Here is a 19,799-nt window from a genome sequence, read left to right on the forward strand (position 1 = left end):
TCCTGACAGGCATAGCCCCAGCCGATCCGTACGGGTTGCCTGGGGCTTTCAGATGAGAACGCAGTGATGTCTATTCCTTACTCCAGGCGACGTGTGCTGCTGCACTGGTTGTCGGCGGCCATTATCTTATGGGCGCTGGCGTCCGGTTTTTATGTGGCGTTCAACTCGGTATCCGCTTCGACCGAACAGTGGGTCGGCTCACTCAATGTGTCGCTGACGACGCTGTTCATTCCGTTTTTCCTATGGCGGGCCTGGCTGTTCGTTTGCGAGCTGGCGCCCCGTGGCGCGACGCTTTCATTGGACAAGCGGCTGGCCTTGGCGGTGCATGGGCTTATCTATCTGGTCATCGGTGTCGTACTGGTGACCGGTGTGCTGATGATGAAAAGCCCCATCAGTGTCTTTGGCCTCGTTCGATTCCCCCAGCCATTGGCTGATCCGGTGTTGATCGACCTGGCCAACACCGTCCACAGGCTGTCTTGCGTGGTGCTTTCGATGCTCGTCGCGCTGCATCTGTGCGCGGTGCTCTGGCACGAGTTTTCCGGACGCCGGGTGGTGCGGCGAATGTCCTTCGCCAAGCCTGCAAACACGCTTCGGAGAGTGCAAAGGTGAGCCTGCCGTTTCGGGTCGGCAGCCGTCTGCCGACGCTGTTGTTGCTGCTCGTACCGCTGCTCTATGGGGGATTCCTGGCCGGACAAGAGTGGCGTTTTCGCCAGGCATTGGGCCATGACCTGCCGGCGCTGGCCGACTCACCGGTGGCGCCGGTTCGCGACGTGCCCAACGTGCAAGCGGTGGCGACCGTGCTCGGCCTGGCGCCTGCAGGTGCCCAGGCACCGAGCGCCGAACCCATTACGTTGCAAGCCAGTTTCGTTGCCGACCAAGGTTTGTCGCGGGCCTTGCTGGCGGACGCCGCCGGCCCGCGCATTTATCAGGTGGGTGAGCGCTTGCCCGGTGGCAGTGTGCTGCGCCGGGTCGAGACCAGCCATGTGACGCTGTGGCGCAATGGACGTGAAGAGCGATTGGCCCTGCAACCGGCGGCCAAGCCCTTGTTGCGCCAGCTGGACCCCGAAGATGGGCGCCATGCGGCTATCCACTCCTCGCAATACCTACGCCCGGTGGCCGGGCAATTAGAGTGATCGAATTCATGAACAGCTTTATCCGGGGCCGTGTTTCGCGCGTCCTGTTCTGCCTCGCCGCGTCCTGCCTGCTGATGCCCGTCGGTTTACTGCAGGCCGAAGAGGCCCAGTGGCAACTGGCGATGAACAACGCGGAACTGCGCGACGTGGTCGAGGAGTTCTCAGCGATCCTCGGCAAGACCGTGGTGCTCGATCCCAGAGTCTCAGGACGCATTACCGTCATGTCCCGCGAGGCGCTGGACCGCGAAGGCGTGCGTCGGTTGTTCTATTCGGTCCTCGATGCGCATAACTTCACGGTGATCGACGAGGGCGAGCGCATCCTGATCACCCCGGTCAGCGATGCCAAGACGCGCGCCGCAATCGCGGATGCAAAAAACGCCACGCCGTCGCAGTTCGTCACCCGGGTCCTGGACCTGCAATCAAGCATCGCCGCCGACGTCGCCGGGTTGATCCGGCCCCTGGTGTCGGCCAATGGTTACGTCGGCCCTTCGGTATCGTCCAACGCCCTGGTGGTCACCGACACCGCTGCCAATGTCCAGCGCCTCGCCGACGTGGTTCGGCAGTTGGACTCAGGGCGCAACCGCAATCATGTGGCGGTGCGGTTGCGGCATGCCCAGGCCGGGGACATCGCGCCGCTGATGGAAGCCTCCGTCGGCAAGCGCGAGGGTGACATGGCGGGCGTGGTGATCGCTGATGCCCGCAGCAATCGACTGGTGATCATCGGCCCGCCGACGGTGCGCCAGCGCCTGGTCGACCTGGCCCGGAGCCTGGATGTCCCGGCTGCGGCATCCCAGGACAACGCCCGGGTCATCCGCCTGCGCCACAGCGATGCCAAGCAATTGGCCGAAGTGCTGGAAGGCGTCGGGCAGGATAAAAAAACCACACCGGCACTCGCTGGCCAGCGAGACATTGCCGCCACCCGCCCGTTCATGATCAAGGCCGATGAAAGCCAGAATGCCCTGGTGCTGATCGCCGAGCCGGCCCAGATTCGTATCATTGAAAACATCGTCCGTGAACTGGATCAACCTCGGGCCCAAGTGCTTATCCACGCGGCCATCGTGGAGGTTTCCGGGGACATTACCGAAGCCTTGGGCGTGCAGTGGGGCCTCGACAGAGGCAGCGCGACCGGGTTTATCAACTTTCCGGGTACCGACATCCCGATCATCGGCAACCTGAACCTCAGTGAGCTGGATAAAGGACCGGAAGGTGCGATCCTGCGGCTGGGCGGCGACCGCTTCAGTGCGCTGATCTCGGCGCTGGCGAGCAACACTCACAGCAACCTGCTGTCCACCCCCAGCCTGCTGACCCTGGATAACCAGGAAGCGGAAATCATCGTGGGCCAGAACGTCCCGTTCAAGACGGGCTCCTACGCCACCAGTGGCAACGGCGCGGACAACCCGTTCACCACCGTGGAGCGCAAGGACGTCGGCATCAGCCTCAAGGTCAAGCCCTACATCAACGAAGGCTCGACCTTGCGCCTGGAAGTGGAGCAGGAGGTTTCGGACATCGCGCCGTCTGTTTCCGGCGTGGACTCCTCCGACCTGATCACCAACAAGCGCGCCTTGAAGAGCACGATCCTGGCGGACGACGGCGAGATCATCGTGATTGGCGGCCTGATCCGCGACAGTGTCCGCACCCAGCAAAGCGGTGTGCCATTGCTGCGCAGCATTCCGTATTTGGGTGCGTTGTTTCGCTGGAACCGCGACACCCAGACCAAGAGCAACCTGATGGTGTTCCTGCGCCCGACCATCGTGCGCAGCAACGAAGACCTTGCCGAGGTCAGCCGCCAGCGCTATGACGCGCTTCGGGAGTTGAGCAAGCCCGGCTCGCGAAAAAACAATTCGCTGCTGTTGCCCCGGGACGCCCGCCAGCTGTTCGAGTCATCCACAGATGCCGCGGCGGTTGATCCGCAACAGCGCTCGGGTGCCCTGTGACTGAACTGCAAGCCCCGTTGCCCTTTGGTTTCGCCAGGCGCCTGGGCGTGATGCTGGAAGGTGCGGGGCCGACGTTGAGCCTGGTCATGCGCCGCGATACACCGCTCACCACCGTGGCCGAAGTGCAGCGTCTGTGCGGGCGGGACTTGCCGATCCAGATACTGGAGCCGGCACAGTTCGCTGCGCGCCTGGCTAGCGTCTATCGCCAGGGCCAGAGCGCCGCCGAACAGGTCGCCCAAGGCCTGGACGAGGAACTGGACCTGCTCAGCCTGGCCGACCAGATGCCGCAGACCACCGACCTGCTGGAGCAGCAGGGCGATGCGCCGATCATCCGCCTGATCAATGCGCTGCTCAGCGAGGCCGTCCGCGAACACGCCTCGGATGTGCACCTGGAAACGTTCGAACAGTACCTGTCGGTGCGCATGCGCATCGACGGTCAGTTGCAGGAAATGCTCCGGCCGCGCCGGGAACTGGCGAACCTGCTGGTGTCGCGGATCAAGGTCATGGCGCGTCTGGACATCGCCGAAAAACGCGTGCCCCAGGATGGGCGAATGGCCTTGCGCCTGGCCGGCCACGAGGTCGATGTGCGGGTCTCGACCCTGCCTTCGGCCCATGGCGAGCGCGTGGTGTTGCGCCTGCTCGACAAGCAGGCCGGGCGCCTGGAGCTGCAGCGCCTGGGCCTGCCCGACGACACCTTGGCGAGTCTGCGCCAGTTGCTCGGCAAGCCCCACGGCATCGTGCTGGTCACCGGGCCCACGGGGTCGGGGAAAACCACCAGCCTGTACGCGGCGCTGAGCAGCATCAATGACCAGAGCCGCAACATCCTCACCGTCGAAGACCCCATCGAATATCACCTGCCGGGCATCGGCCAGATGCCGGTCAACCCGAAAGTCGACATGACCTTCGCTCGCGGCTTGCGGGCCATTTTGCGCCAGGACCCGGACGTGGTGATGGTCGGCGAAATACGCGACCGCGAGACCGCCGAAATCGCCGTCCAGGCGTCGCTGACCGGGCACCTGGTGCTCTCGACCCTGCACACCAACACCGCCGTCGGCGCGGTCACGCGGCTGGTGGACATGGGCGTGGATGCCTATCTACTGGCGTCGTCCCTGGCTGGCATCGTCGCCCAGCGTTTACTGCGTCGTCTGTGCCCGTCCTGCAAGACATCGTATGTGGCTGACGCCGCCACCTGCCGGCGCCTGGGCCTCGACGCCACTGCCGCGCCCCGGTTGTTCAAGGCCCGGGGCTGCGAGCACTGCCAGAAAGGCTACCGCGGGCGCTTCGGGATCTATGAGCTGGTCAATGTCAGCGCCGCCCTGTCGCAACTGATTCATCAGGGCGCCACCGAGCAGGTGCTGGCCGCCGAGGCGCGCAAGACCTCCCGCAGCCTGTTCCAGGACGGTCGCCAGCGGGTGCTGGAAGGCCTGAGCAGCGTCGACGAACTGCTGCGTATCACCCAGGAGGATTAGCACCATGCCGACCTTCGACTATCGGGCCGAAGACGCCCAGGGCCGCCGCTGCAAGGGCCGTGTGGAAGCCGACAGCCCGCGCCATGCTCGCCAGTTGCTGCGCGAGCGCGGCTGGCTGCCCAGCGAACTGGCTGAAGCCAAGGAACCGCGAACCTTGGGCGGGCGGCATGCCGGAGCGCGTTTGAGCCCGGCAGATCTGGCATTGCTGACGTTGCAGTTGTCCACGTTGATCCAGGCCGGCCTGCCCCTCGAAGAATCCCTGGGAGCGGTGGCGCAACAGAGCCAGAGGCGCCGCGTCGCCCACCTGCTGGCGGCGGTGCGCAGCCGGGTGATGGAAGGCCACGCATTGGCGACGGCCCTGAGGGGCTTTCCCCAGGCGTTCCCCGAGCTGTTCTGCGCCACGGTCGCGGCGGGCGAGCAATCCGGGCATCTGGGGCAAGTGTTGGAGCAGCTGGCGAGCTACACCCAAGCGCGGCAGGCATCGCGCCAGCGCATTCAACTGGCGTTGGTGTATCCACTGATCCTGATGCTGGCCTGTGTCGCGATTGTTGGCTTCTTGCTGGGCTACGTGGTGCCGGATGTGGTGAAGATTTTCATCGACAGCGGCCAGCCGTTGCCTTGGCTGACCCAGGCGCTGATCGCCGTGAGCGATGGCTTGCGCCGCTATGGCCTGTTGATGCTCGGTGCGCTGGCCGGGCTGCTCGGGCTGTGGCGTTGGAGCCTGCGCCAACCGGCGTGGCGCCTGCGCTGGCACCGTGTGTTGCTGCGGCTGCCGGTGTTGGGCGAAGTGCTGCGGGCGATGGAAGCGGCCCGATTCGCCAGCACCCTGGCGATCCTGAGCAAAAGCGCGGTGCCGTTGGTGGATGCCTTGCACATCGCCGCGCAGGTGATCGGCAACCTGACGATCCGCGCCCGCATGGCCGACGTCGCCCGTTCGGTCCGCGAAGGCGGGACGCTTACGCGTGGCCTGGAGCAGGGCGGCGATATCCCGCCGTTGATGCTGCACATGATCGCCAGCGGTGAGCGGGCCGGCGAACTCGACAACATGCTCGCCCGGGCCGCCGAACAACAGGAGGCCAGCCTCGCGGCGCGCATCGCGCTGGTGGTGAGCCTTTTCGAACCGGCCATGTTGGTGCTGATGGGCGGCGTCGTGCTGCTGATTGTCATGGCCATTCTCCTACCGATCCTTAGTCTCAACCAATTGGTGAATTGACCGATGAAACTCCAAAGCAACCGATCCGCACGTCATCCACAACGCGGCTTCACCCTGATCGAAATCATGGTGGTGGTGGTCATCATTGGCGTGCTGGGCGCCATCGTGGTGCCGCAGTTCATGAGCCGCCCCGACCAGGCCAAGGTGACGGCCGCCCGTACCGACATCCAGGCAATCGCCACGGCCCTGGAAATGTACCGTCTCGACAACTTCCATTACCCCTCGACCCAACAAGGCCTGGAGGCGTTGAGCAAGCGCCCGTCCGGCACGCCCGTGGCGAGGAGCTGGAACCCTCAGGGTTATCTGAAAAGCCTGCCGGTCGATCCCTGGGGCACGCCCTACCAGTACCTCAATCCCGGGCACAAATCCCTCGATGGCGGCTATGACCTCTACTCCCTGGGCGCCGATGGCGTGTCGGGTGGTGAAGGGATGGCGGCCGACATCGGCAATTGGGTCGAGTGAACATGCAGCATCGTTGCCGGGGTTTCACCTTGCTGGAGCTGATGGTCGTCATCGTCTTGATCGGCATCCTGGCGGGCATGGTCCGCTTCGCCACGGGACCGAGCCCGGCGCGTGAAGCCCGGCAGCAGGCCCGGGAATTTGCCGCAGTGGTGCAGCAGTTGCGCGAGCGGGCGGTATTGGACGGGCAGGAATACGGGGTGCGTGTGCAGCCCGACGGTTATCAGGCGTTGCGGCTCGAAGCCCAGGACTGGACGGCGGTATCGGCGTTGCATCGATTGCCCGAGGGCCTGACGCTCGGGTTGGAGCAGGAGGGTCACGTCCTGCGCCTCGACGACGTTCAAGGCCCACCGCAGTTGCTGATGCTCAGCAGTGACGAGATCAGCCCGTTCAGGCTGCTGATCAAAGTCGCTGGGCAGGCGATTGCCCGGGTCTCGAGTGATGGTCTGGCGGAGCTGCTGATCGATGAGTAACGCGCGCAGGCAGGCCGCCGGTTGCCAGGGTTTCACGCTGTTGGAGGTCATGATTGCCCTGGCGATTTTCGCGACGCTGGCGGCGGCCGTGCTTTCGGCCAGCCAGTTCGTGCTCAAGCAAAGCGCTAGCCTGGAGGACCGTCTGTTCGGCGCCTGGCTGGCGGACAATCAGTTGAGCGAACTGCGCCTGCAAGCTATCACCGCGCCCGGACAACAGCGACTGAGCCGGTACCTTGATCGCCGCGATTGGGTCTTGCAACAGCGGATTGCCCCGGCCCGTGATGGGCGGCTGTTGCAGGTCGAGATCCAGGTTAGCCGCGGCGATAGCGCGACCGTCGCGCACCGCACCATTGGGTGGATCCGAAGCCATCATGAATAAGCAGTCGGGTTTCACCTTGTTGGAGCTGGTCATCGCCATCGCCATTTTTGCCTTGCTCGGCCTGGCCAGTTGGCGGCTGTTCGATGGCGTGGTGCGGACCCAGCAGGGAGCCGGTCAGCATGAGCGCGACATCCGGGCCTTGCAGCGTGCTGTCGGCGTGATCGAACGGGATGTGTGGCAGGCGGTTGTCGACTCGGTCGTGCTCGCGCCGGGGCACCTGCGGTTGCAGCGCAGCCATTGGCGCAATCCATTGGACCAGCCGCGCAGCGAACGGCAAGCGGTGAGCTATCAGCTCCAGGGCGGTGCGTTATGGCGCGAGAGTGTCGGTGAAGGCACGACGCTTGCGCAGCGGCAGAAACTGCTCGACGACGTCCACAGCCTGAGCTGGCGCGTATTCGATCGCCAGCGGGGCTGGCACCGCGAAACCGCGAGGGGCAGCGCGCCGCTGGCGCTGGAATTGATCGTGTCGGCGGGGCGTTTCGAGCAGGTCCGTCGAGTGTTGCTGTTGCCAGAGGCGCTGCCATGAAGCGCCAACGCGGCGTGGCGCTGATCAGCGTGCTGCTGGTGCTGAGCCTGGCCTTGCTGCTGGTCGGTGGCCTGTTGCGCAGCCATCGCCTGTTGTTGCACAGCAGTGCGCAGCAACTGCAACAGGTCCAGTTGCGGCAACTAGGGTTGGCGGGTGAAGACTGGGCGCGGGTGGTGTTGGAAGGCAGTGGGATCACGTCGTCCGGGCCCGTTGACCTGAGCCAGGATTGGGCTCGGCTCGAGCCCGTGTTGGAGGTGGACGGCGCCGAGCTGCGCATCGCTATCGAGGATTTGTCCGGGCGCCTGAATCTCAACACGTTGCTGGCGCTGGGGCAAATCGATCAGGTCAGCCTCGATCGCTGGAGTCGCCTGCTGGCCTTGCTGGATCTGCCGCCACTGACGTTGCCCCAGGTCGGGCCGGTTCAGGAGTTGAGTCAACTGCGTCTGCTGCCGGGCGTCGACGGCCAGACGCTGCGGCGCCTGGAGCCTTGGGTGGTGTTGCTACCCAAGGACGCGCGGCTGAACATCAATACCGCCTCGCAGCGTGTGCTGATGACCCTCGATGGGATGGAAGCCGGGCCCACCCAGGCATTGGTCAACCAGCGTCGTCACGCGCCATACGCCAGCGTGCAGGCGTTTACCAACGACCCGTTGCTGTCCGGAGTCGGCCTCAACGGCCATGGGTTGGGCGTGGGCAGCCGCTGGTTTCGAATCACTGTGAGCGTGATCCATGCCGACAGCCGTCTGCGCCTGACCTCGGATATCGAGCGCGATTCCGTTAGTGGACGCTGGACGGTTCGTCAGCGTCGTTTCTTACCCTTCAACCCCAGCGAGTTTCCTTGATGAAAGCCTGGCTTTACCTGACCGCCGAAGGGCTGGACGCGCCTTGCGCCAACTGGCCGTGCTGCGTGTGGTCGCCAACCGGCGAGCGTCGTCGCCTGCCGTTGCACGAGGCGGCCGGCGAGTTGAACGGCCGGCCCGTCGATGTGCTGTTGCCAATGGAAATGTGCAGTTGGTTGCGCAGCGATCCGTGGCCCTCTCGACGCCAGCCCCGATCCCAGGCCCTCGCATTCGCCATCGAAGAGCAACTGAGTGAAAACCTGGAGGCGCTGCACATCAGCATCGGCCCGCGGGACCGTCAGCACCGCTATCCGCTGATGGTGACGGCGCGGGCGCGGTTCCAGGCGCTGTTGGCGCTGCTCGCCGAGCAAGGCATCGATACCCGTGCGGTGCATGTCGATGCGGATCTGATTGCTGATGACCAGGCGTTTGGGGTGCGCTGGTTCGGGCGCTGGCTGTTGGGTGGAGGACTGTCGGCGCGGTTGTCGTTGTCGGTACAAGGCTTGGCAACGCTCAAGCCTGGCTTGCCTGAGGAGATGCACTGGCTGGACGAGGACCGTGATCGCCAAGGCATCGATGAGTGGCTGTTGAGCACGGGCGGACATCCCATTGACCTGTTGCAAGGCGAGTTCCGTCGGCGCCGCCAACCGCTGCCGTGGCGAGGCACCTCGGTGGCTGCGCTCGGCGCGTTGATGCTCACCTGGGCCTTCAGTGAAGCGCGCATAGGCTTTCTTGAAAGTGAAACCCGGCGTCTGTACGTCCAAAGCGAACAGCGATTCAGGTCGTTGCATCCGGAGCAGGAGCGGATAGTCGATCTGGCGGCGCAGTTCCAGGCATTGCAGAGCCGTCGTGGGCCAGGTCCGGACACTCAGGTTGCGCGTCTGACCCGTCTGACCGAGCAGGTCATCGGTGCCAGCACCGTTGAGGTGCAGCGCATCGTTTTTCGCGAAGGCGAAGGCTGGAAAATCCAGCTGACGGCGAACAGTTTTGTCGAGCTTGAACAACTGCGTGAACGCGGACAGCAAAACGGATTGCCCGTCTCCCTGGGCAGCGCCAGCAAGCAAAACAACCGCGTGCAGGCCATCCTCACACTGGAGAGCCGTTGATGAACATCGATGGATGGCGTGTCTTGAAACAGGCCTGGGGAAACCTGTCGCGCCGAGAGCAAGGTTTGTTGCTGGGGCTTGCCGGATTGTTGTCGGTGGCGCTGGCCTACACCGCGATTTGGCAACCGACCCGGCAACGACTGGAAGTTGCCGAACGACAGCATCGCCAACAAGCCGAACTGAACGCCCGGATCCAGCGCGCCGAACCCAGCCGGGAAACAACGGCCGGCACTCGGCCCTTGTCGGTGCGCGTCAACGAGAGTGCGACGGCGACGGGGTTGGACATAGCGGAAATGGAAGTCGATGGCGACTCGTTGCGACTCACCGCCAGTGGTGACGCGAGTGCGTTGCTCCAGTGGTTGGATCAACAAGAGCGGGAGGGCGCGGTGTTGCAGTCGCTGACTCTGGAAGCTGAGAATGGTGTGCTGGGTGCGCGGGTGGTTTTACGTCAATGACCGACCGAGTAAACAACAATTTTGGCCAGGCGCATGGGCTCTTGTGGCGAGGGAGCTTGCTCCCGCTGGGTGGCGCAGCCGCCCCAAAACCAGACGCCGCGATGCAACAGGTGAACCCCGCCAACCAGTTTGCGACTGCTGCGCAGCCGAGCGGGAGCAAGCTCCCTCGCCACAAAGTGTCCGCGCTGTCCCTGGTTTGGGTCGTGAAGTCGTGAGGGCCTAAACCTGCACATTCCCCGGCAACAACGGCAGTTTCGCCAGCTTCACCGCCACGCACAACGCAATCACCAGCAAGCCACCAATGAACAAACCGATCCCGTTCCAGCCGCCCAGGTGCCAGGCCACGCCGCCCGCCGTCCCTGCAACGCTGGACCCGGCGTAATAGCTGAACAGGTAAAGCGACGAGGCCTGGCCCTTGGCCTTGAGAGCGCGGCGGCCGATCCAACTGCTGGCCACCGAATGGGCGCCGAAGAAACCGAAGGTGAACACCAGCATGCCCAGGATCACCAGCCACAGCGGCGTGGCCATGGTCAGCAAGAGGCCAGCGAGCATCAGCGCGATGGTCGCCCAGAGCATTTTGCGCCGACCGAGCTTGTCCGCCAGTGCGCCGACTTTTGCCGAGCTGTAGATACCCGACAGATACACCACCGACAGCAACCCGACGAAGGCCTGATCCAGATGATAAGGCTCGGCCAGCAGGCGATAGCCGATGTAGTTGAACAGCGTCACGAAGGCGCCCATCAGCACGAACGCTTCGAGAAACAACAGCGGCAACCCGGCATCGCGAAAGTGCAGGGTGAAACCGTCCAACAGACTGCGCGGGTGCAGGGAACGGGGACGGAAGTTGCGTGACTCGGGAAGAATCCGCCAGAACACCGCCGCCGCAATCAGCGCCAGGCCACCTACCACCAGCATCGCGGTGTGCCAACTGACGAAGTCGATCAGGACCCCGGCGATCAGGCGTCCGCACATGCCGCCGATGGCGTTGCCGGCGATGTACAGCCCCATCGCCAGGCCGATGTGCTTGGGGTGGATTTCCTCGCTCAGGTAAGTCATCGCCACCGCCGCCAACCCGCTCAACGACAGCCCGACCAAGGCGCGTAGCAGCAGTACACCGTCCCAAGTCGGCATCATCGCGCTGGCAATCGTGCACAGCGACGCGGCGAACAGCGCCGTGACCATCACCGATTTGCGGCCGATGCGGTCGGAAATCGGACCGGTGATCAGCAGGCCGATGGCGAGCAGGCCGGTCGCCACCGACAAGACCAGGCTGCTCTGCGCCGCGTTGATGGAAAACTCCTTGGACAGCAGCGGCATCATCGGTTGCACGCAATACAACAGGGCGAAGGTCGCAAAGCCACCGCAGAACAGCGCCAGCACTGTGCGCATGAACATCGGCGTGCCTTTTTCGATGTAGATGTCCTTGAGTTCGACGGCGACATCGTCCTGCGCACGCGGCGGGATTTCATGGGCCAGTGGAGCGACGGCAATTTTCACAGTGGACCTCGCAAGGACTCGATCAGGCAGGCAATGAAAAAAGCATATAGCCGGCTAATGTTTCTATCCAATATATTGTTCGACCTGTTTAAGTCGTTAAACGACCTATTGGATGGCCCATGGAACTGCGTCACCTGCGTTACTTCATCGCTGTGGCCGAAGAACTGCATTTTGGCCGGGCCGCGTTGGCCCTGGGGATCTCCCAACCGCCGTTGAGCCAGCAGATCCAAGCGCTGGAGCAAGAGATTGGTGCGCGGTTGTTCGAGCGTACCAATCGTCGGGTCGAATTGAGCGAGGCCGGGCGGTTGTTCCTCGAGGAGGCGCGACGGGTACTGGCCCAAGTCGAAAAGGCCGCCGACGTAGCCCGCCGTGCCCAACTGGGGGAGCTGGGCGAACTGAAAATAGGCTTCACCTCTTCGGCACCGTTCAATTCCACCATCCCCCTGGCGATTTTTTCATTCCGTCAACGCTTCCCGGCGGTGCACCTGAACCTGCGGGAAATGAGCAGTACCCAAGTCGCCGACGCACTGCTCGATGAAGTGATCGAGGTGGGCATCATGCGCCCGTTGCCCTTGCCCGATACTCTGGTCGAAATCGAACTCAGCCGCGAACCGCTGGTGGCCGTGCTCAGCGCCAAGCATCCCTTGGCCCAAGGCAATGAAGACGGTCTGTTCCTCTCAGCCTTGGCCCAGGAACCGTTCGTATTTTTCCCCCGCAGCTACGGCAGCGGTCTCTACGCTCAACTCCTGAGCCTGGCCCGTGACGCCGGCTTCAGCCCCCATTTCGCCCAGGAAGCCGGTGAAGCCATGACCATCATTGGCTTGGTCGCGGCGGGGCTGGGCGTTTCGGTATTGCCGGCGTCCTACCAGCGGATGCGTATCGATGGGGTGGTTTATCGCCCGCTACTCGACCCGGCGGCGGTGTCGGCGGTGTGGCTCGTGCAGCGCAAGGACCAGCGTTCGCCGATGGCGGCGGCGTTTGTGGCGTTGTTGACCGATGGGGTGGCGTTACCTGTCTGGGCTTGAGGCTTGCTGTTGCCAGGCGCCATGGCAGCATCCACCCTTGGCCGGCATATGAAGATTGCTTTAGTTTTCCAACGTCTCGGCCGATATTCAATTGTTCGACCAACCCAATCATGGAGAAACAGGATGTTCAAGCAGTTGACCTTTACCGCCTTGCTGGCAGTCGCCGCGCTGACCACAGGGTGTGCTTCGGTAAAAATGGCGGATGACACCCAGGATGCGCAGGCGAAAACCTTCCAGACTGTCCCTGACAAAGCGAATATCTACGTTTACCGCAACGAGAGCATGGGTGCCGGGGTAAAAATGCCGGTAACACTCAACGGCAAAGCCGTCGGACAGACCGTTGCCAAGTCGTATTTGATGCTAACGGTACCGGCTGGCCAGCAGACGCTGGTCTCATCTGCGGAAAACGATTCAGAGCTCAAGCTCAGCGCAGAGGCCGGCAAGAACTATTTCGTCTGGCAGGAAGTGAAAGTGGGTTTCATCAAGGCTCGTAACAACCTGCAGGTCGTCGATGATAAAACCGGCCGTGCCGGCGTGGCGGAAAGCAAGTTGATTCAAGCGCAATAACCCGGCTGTCTTGATTCGTGCTGTTTGAGAGGGCGCCGAAAGGCGCCTTCCTCGTTCATGACTCCATCATGAACCTGGGGAGCTTTCTCTTTCGGTCATCCTCCAGACAGTCGCAGGCTTGTTGATTTGATAGTGGGCGCACTTGTCATTTTTTTATTGTGAGGAACGCCAGGATTGCCTCACTGGTCGCTTGCGTTTGCTCCTCCAGCACCCAATGGCCGGTATTGATCAATATCAATGAATGCGGTTGCGTTGCGATGCACAGGGCCTGCTCGGCCAAGGTTTTTCCTCTCGAGTGGTCGCCGCCGATGGTGAGTAGCGGAACAGTCAATTTATGCTTGGCAAACGCCAGGTTGTCGTTCGCGTCATGCTCTATCCAGGCTGCATAAAGCTTGAATGCCGCTTCCATGCGGCCTGGCCGGGCGTAGTCGTCTACCAATGCCTGTCGCACCTCATCGGACACTTTATCGTTGCCCTCGAATACAAAGTCATCAAAAAACATATCCAGGTAGGTTTTTTCATGCCCTTTGATCATGCCAATGGCCGCTTTGCCAAAGAAGCGAAAATGCCATTTGCTGGTAGTGCCCGCAGCAGGGTTTCCGTTATAAGCGTTTTCCCACCCGGGGATGCCTGGAATGAACCCATCCATCAATACGATGTGTTTCGTTTCATCCGGATACAGTGCCGCGTAGGCGTAGGCAACGATTAAACCCATGTCGTGACCTACGATATCGACCTGCTTGAAACCCAAGAGCGTTATCAGCCCATGTAAGTCATGCGCCATGCTTTTTTTATCGTAGCCACTGGCTGATACATCAGTTGCCCCCGCTCCACGATAATCAGGAATCACGGGCGTATAACCGGCACGCACCAACGTGCCCATCAACGGTTCCCAACTACGCCAACTGCCCGGAAAACCATGCACCAGCAAAATCGGGTGTTCACCGTCACCGCCCATAAGGTAGTGGAGGCGAATACCGTTCACGCACGCATAGCCATGTATAAATTCCGCACCGTCGACCACGACGCTGCCTTGTTCCGCAGAAGGTGATGTGGAGGGGTGTTTGCGAGACATGGCTGTGCGGCCCGACCAGGCTATTGTGCTCATCAATTTTTTATCCATGTTTGGACCAGATTAATTTTCTTGAGATGCGAGTTGCAGCTCATGAGGTCGAACAGTTTTATTGAGCGTTGACCTGGATAACGGCTAAAAGCCTGAAGCGATTGCGAAGCCCATCGAAACTGTCAGAGTTAACAGTTCCGACAAGCGGCAAAGAACGCTGCTTCGATTGGTATCAGCAGGGCAGGGGCGGGAAGGAAAGTTGTGTCAAATACCCTTCGATTGTAGGAAAACGCACATTTCCAGTTACGACGCTTCCGATTCGTTGCGCAGACCACTCCGCAGGGGTTGCGACTCACCCGCGCTGCAACGTCTCATTCATCATTCCGAAGCCGCCGGCTCAGCGCACCTTCCCCGTGCAAGGGATGCAGCCTGAAGCCCATGAATGAGGTCCCTGGAAATGCACTCATCTTTGGATGCCCCCTACACCAACGAAATCTCCCATGAAGCTCTTCGTCATCTGGATGACTTGTACTTGGAGCCCCGGCTACTTGAGGGTTACGGCGAAGACGTCGCGGCATTCGTGAGTCGACAAAAAGCCTTTGTCGAAGCTCATCCGCCAATCGCCATCTACCGAGTGGCCACCGAGGGCAGCCAGACGCGGGACGGCGGAACGATCCAGCAAGTGTCATCGTCGTTGACGTTCACCTTGGACAATGGCTGGAAAGTACGCGCCGCGCAGAAAGGCGATGAGGTGGTGTACGCCGATGGCAGCACGGCACGGATCATCACCGGCGCTGGGAAAAACAATAGCGACATTGCGCTGGTCGGCAGTCGCCTGAGCAATGGTGACGAGATTATCAATACGCTTCAGAGGCGTTTCATGATCATTGTGCGGGAGGGGGTGCCGATGGCGGAGGATTTTTTGCCTGCTCTCAAGCTGGCGGAGGTTCATCGCCTGCACCCGAGTACGATTTAGGATTATCTTTTGTGAACGAGGGCTGCCGACCAGCGAGAGCAAGATTCTTGCTTGGCAAACGGGCTGCCGGATATTTCCAAACAGGTTGAAGAGCACCATGGCGCCAAGCCCAGAACTTGTGGGAGCGAGCGTGCTCTCGATGATGGCAGTGCAATCGACATCTACGCCAACTGAACCACCGCTTTCGCGAGCAGGCTCGCTCCCACAGTGGACCTGGGGTGTCGGCAATGTTTGGGTGTGCCAATGAACCCTGTGGGAGCTGAGCTTGCTCGCGATGACGGCGGCACATCAGCCTCATCGGCGCTGCCCCACCGCTATCGGCCCTGGAGCTACCGAAGGCCGCGATCTTTTTGGGACTAATTATCTGAGGAAAGATCGCAGCCTCGTTGCACTCGTCAGCTCCTACCGCTCCTACACAGCTCCAGGTGCTTTTTATTGCACCTTCGCCAGATCCCCTTTCAACGCAACGCCGGCCATGATCGCGCCGGCGTGGCATTCGTAGGTGGTGGGGTCTTTGCGTTCGTTGCTTTTGTAGAAGCTGACGATGTTGGTGACGGCATTGGCGCCGGCATTCTTGGCGGCTTGGTGCAGGCTGATCAGGGCCGATTGCAGCACCCATTCGCAGGCCACTTCATCGGATTTGTTGAAGGCGTTGGTTTTCTTGTTGGTCACCGCACCAGGGCTGACCACGGTGACGTTGCCGGCCGGTTTGTTGCCGGCCAGGTAGAACTTCACGCTGCCGTCGATCTTGCCGGTGCGGATGGCTTCGGCGACGACTTTGTCGAACGGCAGGAACAGTGCAGTATCACGGGCCTGGCTGAGGCTTGGCAGGGTGCTGAGCAACAGGGCGGCGGTCACGGCGATTTTCTTCAACGACATCATGGTCTCCTTGACGAGGGGTAACGGGGTTTTGAATCCGATTCAGTGCCAGCGGCGGAAAATCAGCGAGGTGTTGACCCCACCGAAGGCGAAGTTGTTGTTCATCACGTATTCATGGCTCATCGGCCGGAATTCGTTGCGCAGGTAATCGAGCTTGCCGCACTGGGGGTCGACTTCATCAAGGTTGAACGTGTGCACGTAGAGGTCGCGGTTCAGCATTTCGATGCTGAACCAGGACTCCAGCGCTCCGCAGGCGCCCAGGGTGTGGCCGAGGAAGCTCTTCTGCGAGCTGATGGGCATGTGTTCGCCAAACAGGCTGCTCGTGGCCTGGGTTTCGGCAATGTCGCCCTGTTCGGTGGCGGTGCCATGGCCATTGACGTAGCCGATGGCCGAGGGTTCGAGGCCGGCGTCTTCCAAGGCCAGTTCCATGGCCCGGCGCATGGTGATCAGTTCGGGACGGGTGGCGTGCTGGCCGTCGGCGTTGCTGCCAAAGCCGACGATCTCGGCGTGAATCCGTGCGCCCCGGGCCAGGGCGTGCTCCAGTTCCTCCAGTACGAGCATGCCGGCGCCTTCGCCGATCACCAGGCCATCGCGACCTTTGTCGTAGGGCCGCGGGCTGGTTTGCGGCGCATCGTTTTTCAGGCTGGTGGCGTATAGGGCATCGAAGACCATCGCTTCGGTCGGGCACAGTTCTTCCGCACCGCCGGCGAGCATCAACGGCAGGCGGCCGAACTTGATGGCTTCGTAGGCATAGCCGATGCCGTGACTGCCGCTGGTGCAGGCACTGGACGTCGGGATCAGGCGTCCGGTCAGCCCGAAGAAGATGCTGATGTTGGCCGCCGTGGTGTGGGGCATCATTCGCACGTAGGAGTTGGCGTTCAACCCTTCGGCCACGCTGTTGAGCAGCATGTTGCCGAACGCCTTGATCTCGTCGGTGCTGCCGGTGGACGAACCGCAGGACACGCCCATGCGCCCGTCCTTGATCGATTCGTCGCCCAGCAGGCCGGCATCGGCCAGGGCCTGTTCCGCCGCGCCCACCGCCAGGCGCGAGACCCGGCCCATGCTGCGCAGTTGCTTGCGGGTCCAGTGGGCCGGAACCTGGAAGTCGTCGATGGGCCCGGCCAGGCGGGTGTTCAGTTCGGTGAAACGGTCCCACTCATCCATGCGCCGGATGCCGCTGCGGTTGGCGGCGAAGTTGGCGGCGATGGTGTCCCAGTCGCTGCCTATGGACGTGATGCCGGCCATGCCGGTGACGACGACGCGCTTCATCAGCACAAGCCTCCGTTGACGGCCAGGACCTGCCGGGTGATGTAGCCGGCTTCGGCGGACATCAGGAAGTTCACCGCGCCCGCCACTTCTTCCGGGGTGCCCATGCGCTGGGCGGGGATCATTTTCATCAGTTCTTCCACGGGTACGTTTTCATCGAGCATGGCAGTGTCGATCAACCCCGGCGCGACGCAGTTGACGGTGATCTTGCGCTTGCCCAACTCGATTGCCAATGCCTTGGCCGCGCCGATCAACCCAGCCTTCGAGGCACTGTAGTTGACCTGGCCGCGATTGCCGATCAGCCCGGAAACCGAGGTGATGCAGACGATCCGTCCGGCGGCGCGGCGACGGATCATCGGCATCATCACCGGATGCAGCACGTTGTAGAAACCGTCGAGGTTGGTGCGCATCACCACATCCCAGTCGTCCTCGCTCAGGGCCGGGAAGGCGCCATCGCGGGTCAGGCCGGCATTGAGCACCACGCCGTAATAGGCGCCGTGGGTTTCCACGTCGGCTTCGAGAACGGCCTTGCAGGCGGCGCGGTCGGCCACGTCGAATTGCAGCACCCGGGCGTTGCGGCCCAAGGCCTGGATTTGCGCCTGGACCGTTTCGGCCTCGGCGCGGCCGCTGCGGCAGTGCAGCACGATGTCATGCCCAGCCTGGGCCAGGCGCAGGGCGATCGCGCGACCGATGCCACGGCTGGAGCCGGTGACCAGTACGGATTCAGTCATGACGGGTTTCCTGTTGCGGGCGGTTCATGAAGGTAATGGGCGGCCTGGGGCGGACGGAAGACATTGAGCCGGGCCGTGGCATGGATGCCTGGCGCGTGGATGTGGCATTCGAACACGCCCATGCCGTTGTCGTCTTCCAGGGAGCGCACGCCATGGATGCTCAGCTCGGTGCCAAGGGGAAAACAGTCGACGTTGCATTCGAACTTGCGGGTGCCGAGCAGAAAACCCAGCGCCACGGCATCGCCGCGTTGGCGTGCGTGGCAACCGGCAAACGCCGCGACACTCTGGGCCATCAACTCGATGCCGACCCAGGCCGGCAGTGCACCGTCGTCGCGGTTGAACAAGCCGCCGGACGTGACGGTGGCGTGGGTGTGGATCTGTTCGTCATCGAACGACAGGATCCGGTCGATGAGGATCATGTCGCCGGCATGGGGCAGCAGTTCGGCGAGCGGCCAGTCAATCATGGGGCGTCTCCGATAATCAGGCTGACGTTGTTGCCGCCGAAGGCAAATGAGTTGCTCATCAGGCGACGCGGGGTGGCCGGGTCCATGCGGGTGTGGATGGTGACCCAGTCCAGCGCCGGCAGGGCAGGATCGGCCTGGCCGTCCCAGACATGCGGCGGCAGGGCCAGGGCGGTGTTTTCGGTGCTCAGGGCCAGCCAGCAGAACGCCGCTTCCAACGCCCCCGCCGCACCGAGGGTATGGCCGGTCATGGGCTTGGTGGACGAGCAGGGCACGCCCGCCGGAAACAGCCCGGCCACGGCCTGGCTTTCCATGGCGTCATTGTGTTGCGTGGCGGTGCCGTGCAGGTTCAGGTAATCGATCTGGCTGGCGTCGAGGCCGGCGCAGCGCAGGGCTTTTTCCATGGCCTGGCGCGCGCCGCGACCGCTGGGCTCAGGCGCGGAAATATGGTGGGCATCGGAACTGGCGCCGTCGCCGAGCAAGGCAATCGGTACACCCTCGCCTGGCGTCTTGCTCATGAGAAACAGCACCGCTGCTTCGCCGATGTTGATGCCGCTGCGGTTCACCGAGAACGGATTGCAGCGCTCGTTCGACACCGCCTCCAGTGCGGAAAAACCGTTGAGGGTCAATTTGCATAAGCTGTCCACGCCACCGCACAGCACGGCATCGCACAGGCCCAGGTCCAACAGGCGCCGGGCGCTCATCAAGGCGCGGGCGCTGGAGGTGCAGGCCGTGGAAATCACGTAGGACGGGCCACTGAGGCCGAGCCAGTCGGAAAGAAAGTTGGCCGGCGCGCTGAGCTCCTGTTGCTGGTAGTCATAGCCGTCAGGGAAGCGTTGCTCGCGCAGGTAATGGGCGATGCCCTGGCTGGCCTCATCGATACCCGACGTGCTGGTGCCCAGGACGATGCCGATGCGGGCGCGACCGTAGGCCTGGATGGCCTGGTCGATCTCGGCGCGGATTTGCAGCCCCGCCTCCAACAGCAGTTGATTGTTGCGGCTGCGTTGCGCTGCCAGGGCCGGGGGGATGGACGCGAGTTCACCGGGCACCGCGGCGACCGGCAAGGCCCGTTCGGCCACCCAGCCAGCCTCGCTGCGCACGCCCGAGCAGTCGCCGGCAAACAGGTTGCGCGCGACGGTGTGTTTGTCGCGACCCAGGGCACAGATCACCCCGAGGGCATTCAAATAGGCGGTCATGGGCTAATGCCAGTCAGTAAGAGAAATAAAGCCGAGCAATAATCCTGTGGCGAGGGAGCTTGCTCCCGCTGGGGCGCGAAGCGGCCCTGTTTTGGGGCTGCTGCGCCCGAGGCGTCGGACCGACCCAGCGGGAGCAAGCTCCCTCGCCACGG

At 62.6% G+C, this 19,799-nt stretch carries 22 protein-coding genes; 15 read left to right on the plus strand and 7 right to left on the minus strand.

The features are described 5' to 3' along the window. The first annotated feature begins 66 nt into the window (after positions 1–66). The 12 genes from HU767_RS10265 to gspM are packed head-to-tail and all read left to right on the plus strand — an operon-like array spanning position 67 to position 9,986. Complete coding sequence (locus tag HU767_RS10265; protein ID WP_186706076.1) at positions 67–609, plus strand: cytochrome b/b6 domain-containing protein; 543 nt, start codon at positions 67–69, stop codon at positions 607–609. Continuing rightward, a complete protein-coding gene (locus tag HU767_RS10270; protein ID WP_186729459.1) occupies positions 606–1,133 on the plus strand; it encodes a type II secretion system protein N in 528 nt (175 codons plus the stop codon). Before HU767_RS10265 ends, HU767_RS10270 begins: the two co-directional genes overlap by 4 nt. A gap of 8 nt (positions 1,134–1,141) precedes the next feature. Further along, a complete protein-coding gene (gene gspD / locus HU767_RS10275; protein WP_186729460.1) occupies positions 1,142–3,067 on the plus strand; it encodes a type II secretion system secretin GspD in 1,926 nt (641 codons plus the stop codon). 5 nt (positions 3,068–3,072) lie between these two features. Next, the gene (gene gspE, locus HU767_RS10280) at positions 3,073–4,536 is read left to right on the plus strand and encodes a type II secretion system ATPase GspE (protein WP_186729500.1); all 1,464 of its coding nucleotides are present in this window, start codon (positions 3,073–3,075) and stop codon (positions 4,534–4,536) included. 4 nt (positions 4,537–4,540) lie between these two features. After that, on the plus strand, positions 4,541–5,749 hold the full coding sequence (gene gspF, locus HU767_RS10285; protein ID WP_186729461.1) for a type II secretion system inner membrane protein GspF: 1,209 nt from the start codon (positions 4,541–4,543) through the stop codon (positions 5,747–5,749). Between the two features lie 3 nt (positions 5,750–5,752). Beyond that, the gene (gene gspG, locus HU767_RS10290) at positions 5,753–6,211 is read left to right on the plus strand and encodes a type II secretion system major pseudopilin GspG (protein ID WP_186729462.1); all 459 of its coding nucleotides are present in this window, start codon (positions 5,753–5,755) and stop codon (positions 6,209–6,211) included. A gap of 2 nt (positions 6,212–6,213) precedes the next feature. Beyond that, complete coding sequence (gene gspH / locus HU767_RS10295) at positions 6,214–6,681, plus strand: type II secretion system minor pseudopilin GspH (RefSeq protein WP_186706070.1); 468 nt, start codon at positions 6,214–6,216, stop codon at positions 6,679–6,681. Continuing rightward, positions 6,674–7,060 carry a type II secretion system minor pseudopilin GspI gene (gene gspI / locus HU767_RS10300; RefSeq protein ID WP_186729463.1) on the plus strand — a complete coding sequence of 129 codons (387 nt, stop codon included), beginning with the start codon at positions 6,674–6,676 and terminating at the stop codon, positions 7,058–7,060. Before gspH ends, gspI begins: the two co-directional genes overlap by 8 nt. Next, positions 7,053–7,586, plus strand: a complete 534-nt coding sequence (locus HU767_RS10305; RefSeq protein WP_186729464.1) for a type II secretion system protein GspJ — start codon at positions 7,053–7,055, stop codon at positions 7,584–7,586. The genes gspI and HU767_RS10305 overlap by 8 nt, the downstream gene beginning before the upstream one ends. Further along, on the plus strand, positions 7,583–8,428 hold the full coding sequence (locus HU767_RS10310; RefSeq protein WP_186729465.1) for a type II secretion system protein GspK: 846 nt from the start codon (positions 7,583–7,585) through the stop codon (positions 8,426–8,428). Before HU767_RS10305 ends, HU767_RS10310 begins: the two co-directional genes overlap by 4 nt. After that, positions 8,428–9,531 carry a type II secretion system protein GspL gene (gspL, locus tag HU767_RS10315; protein ID WP_186706066.1) on the plus strand — a complete coding sequence of 368 codons (1,104 nt, stop codon included), beginning with the start codon at positions 8,428–8,430 and terminating at the stop codon, positions 9,529–9,531. Before HU767_RS10310 ends, gspL begins: the two co-directional genes overlap by 1 nt. Then, positions 9,531–9,986: a type II secretion system protein GspM gene (gene gspM / locus HU767_RS10320; RefSeq protein ID WP_186729466.1), complete on the plus strand. Its 456-nt coding sequence runs from the start codon at positions 9,531–9,533 to the stop codon at positions 9,984–9,986. The genes gspL and gspM overlap by 1 nt, the downstream gene beginning before the upstream one ends. Positions 9,987–10,205: 219 nt before the next feature. On the opposite strand, the gene HU767_RS10325 is transcribed toward gspM, so the two are convergent. Then, complete coding sequence (locus HU767_RS10325) at positions 10,206–11,381, minus strand: MFS transporter (protein ID WP_238349451.1); 1,176 nt, start codon at positions 11,379–11,381, stop codon at positions 10,206–10,208. A 221-nt stretch (positions 11,382–11,602) separates the two neighbouring features. On the opposite strand from HU767_RS10325, the gene HU767_RS10330 reads away from it, so the two are divergent. Next, the gene (locus HU767_RS10330; RefSeq protein ID WP_186729468.1) at positions 11,603–12,508 is read left to right on the plus strand and encodes a LysR family transcriptional regulator; all 906 of its coding nucleotides are present in this window, start codon (positions 11,603–11,605) and stop codon (positions 12,506–12,508) included. A gap of 123 nt (positions 12,509–12,631) precedes the next feature. Beyond that, the gene (locus HU767_RS10335) at positions 12,632–13,075 is read left to right on the plus strand and encodes a DUF2846 domain-containing protein (RefSeq protein WP_186706062.1); all 444 of its coding nucleotides are present in this window, start codon (positions 12,632–12,634) and stop codon (positions 13,073–13,075) included. 145 nt (positions 13,076–13,220) lie between these two features. Here HU767_RS10335 and HU767_RS10340 read toward each other — a convergent pair whose 3' ends face one another. Further along, on the minus strand, positions 13,221–14,198 hold the full coding sequence (locus HU767_RS10340; RefSeq protein WP_238349449.1) for an alpha/beta hydrolase: 978 nt from the start codon (positions 14,196–14,198) through the stop codon (positions 13,221–13,223). Between the two features lie 397 nt (positions 14,199–14,595). Between HU767_RS10340 and HU767_RS10345 the strand changes: the two genes are divergently transcribed. After that, the gene (locus HU767_RS10345; RefSeq protein WP_186706061.1) at positions 14,596–15,114 is read left to right on the plus strand and encodes a PAAR domain-containing protein; all 519 of its coding nucleotides are present in this window, start codon (positions 14,596–14,598) and stop codon (positions 15,112–15,114) included. Positions 15,115–15,546: 432 nt separating this feature from the next. On the opposite strand, the gene HU767_RS10350 is transcribed toward HU767_RS10345, so the two are convergent. Genes HU767_RS10350 through HU767_RS10370 form a run of 5 tightly spaced genes read right to left on the minus strand, consistent with a single transcriptional unit; the run spans position 15,547 to position 19,647 of the window. Then, positions 15,547–15,993: a hypothetical protein gene (locus HU767_RS10350; RefSeq protein ID WP_003197008.1), complete on the minus strand. Its 447-nt coding sequence runs from the start codon at positions 15,991–15,993 to the stop codon at positions 15,547–15,549. Positions 15,994–16,035: 42 nt separating this feature from the next. Next, complete coding sequence (locus tag HU767_RS10355; RefSeq protein ID WP_186706059.1) at positions 16,036–17,262, minus strand: beta-ketoacyl-ACP synthase; 1,227 nt, start codon at positions 17,260–17,262, stop codon at positions 16,036–16,038. Further along, positions 17,262–17,990 (minus strand): 3-oxoacyl-ACP reductase FabG, encoded by a 729-nt coding sequence (fabG, locus tag HU767_RS10360; RefSeq protein ID WP_186706058.1) that lies wholly within the window; start codon positions 17,988–17,990, stop codon positions 17,262–17,264. The genes HU767_RS10355 and fabG overlap by 1 nt, the downstream gene beginning before the upstream one ends. Continuing rightward, a complete protein-coding gene (locus tag HU767_RS10365) occupies positions 17,987–18,454 on the minus strand; it encodes a hotdog family protein (protein ID WP_186706057.1) in 468 nt (155 codons plus the stop codon). Before HU767_RS10365 ends, fabG begins: the two co-directional genes overlap by 4 nt. Then, a complete protein-coding gene (locus HU767_RS10370) occupies positions 18,451–19,647 on the minus strand; it encodes a beta-ketoacyl-[acyl-carrier-protein] synthase family protein (protein WP_186729469.1) in 1,197 nt (398 codons plus the stop codon). The genes HU767_RS10365 and HU767_RS10370 overlap by 4 nt, the downstream gene beginning before the upstream one ends. Positions 19,648–19,799: the final 152 nt, after the last annotated feature.

Source organism: Pseudomonas sp. SWRI179 (assembly GCF_014268705.1).
Classification (GTDB): domain Bacteria; phylum Pseudomonadota; class Gammaproteobacteria; order Pseudomonadales; family Pseudomonadaceae; genus Aquipseudomonas; species Aquipseudomonas zanjanensis.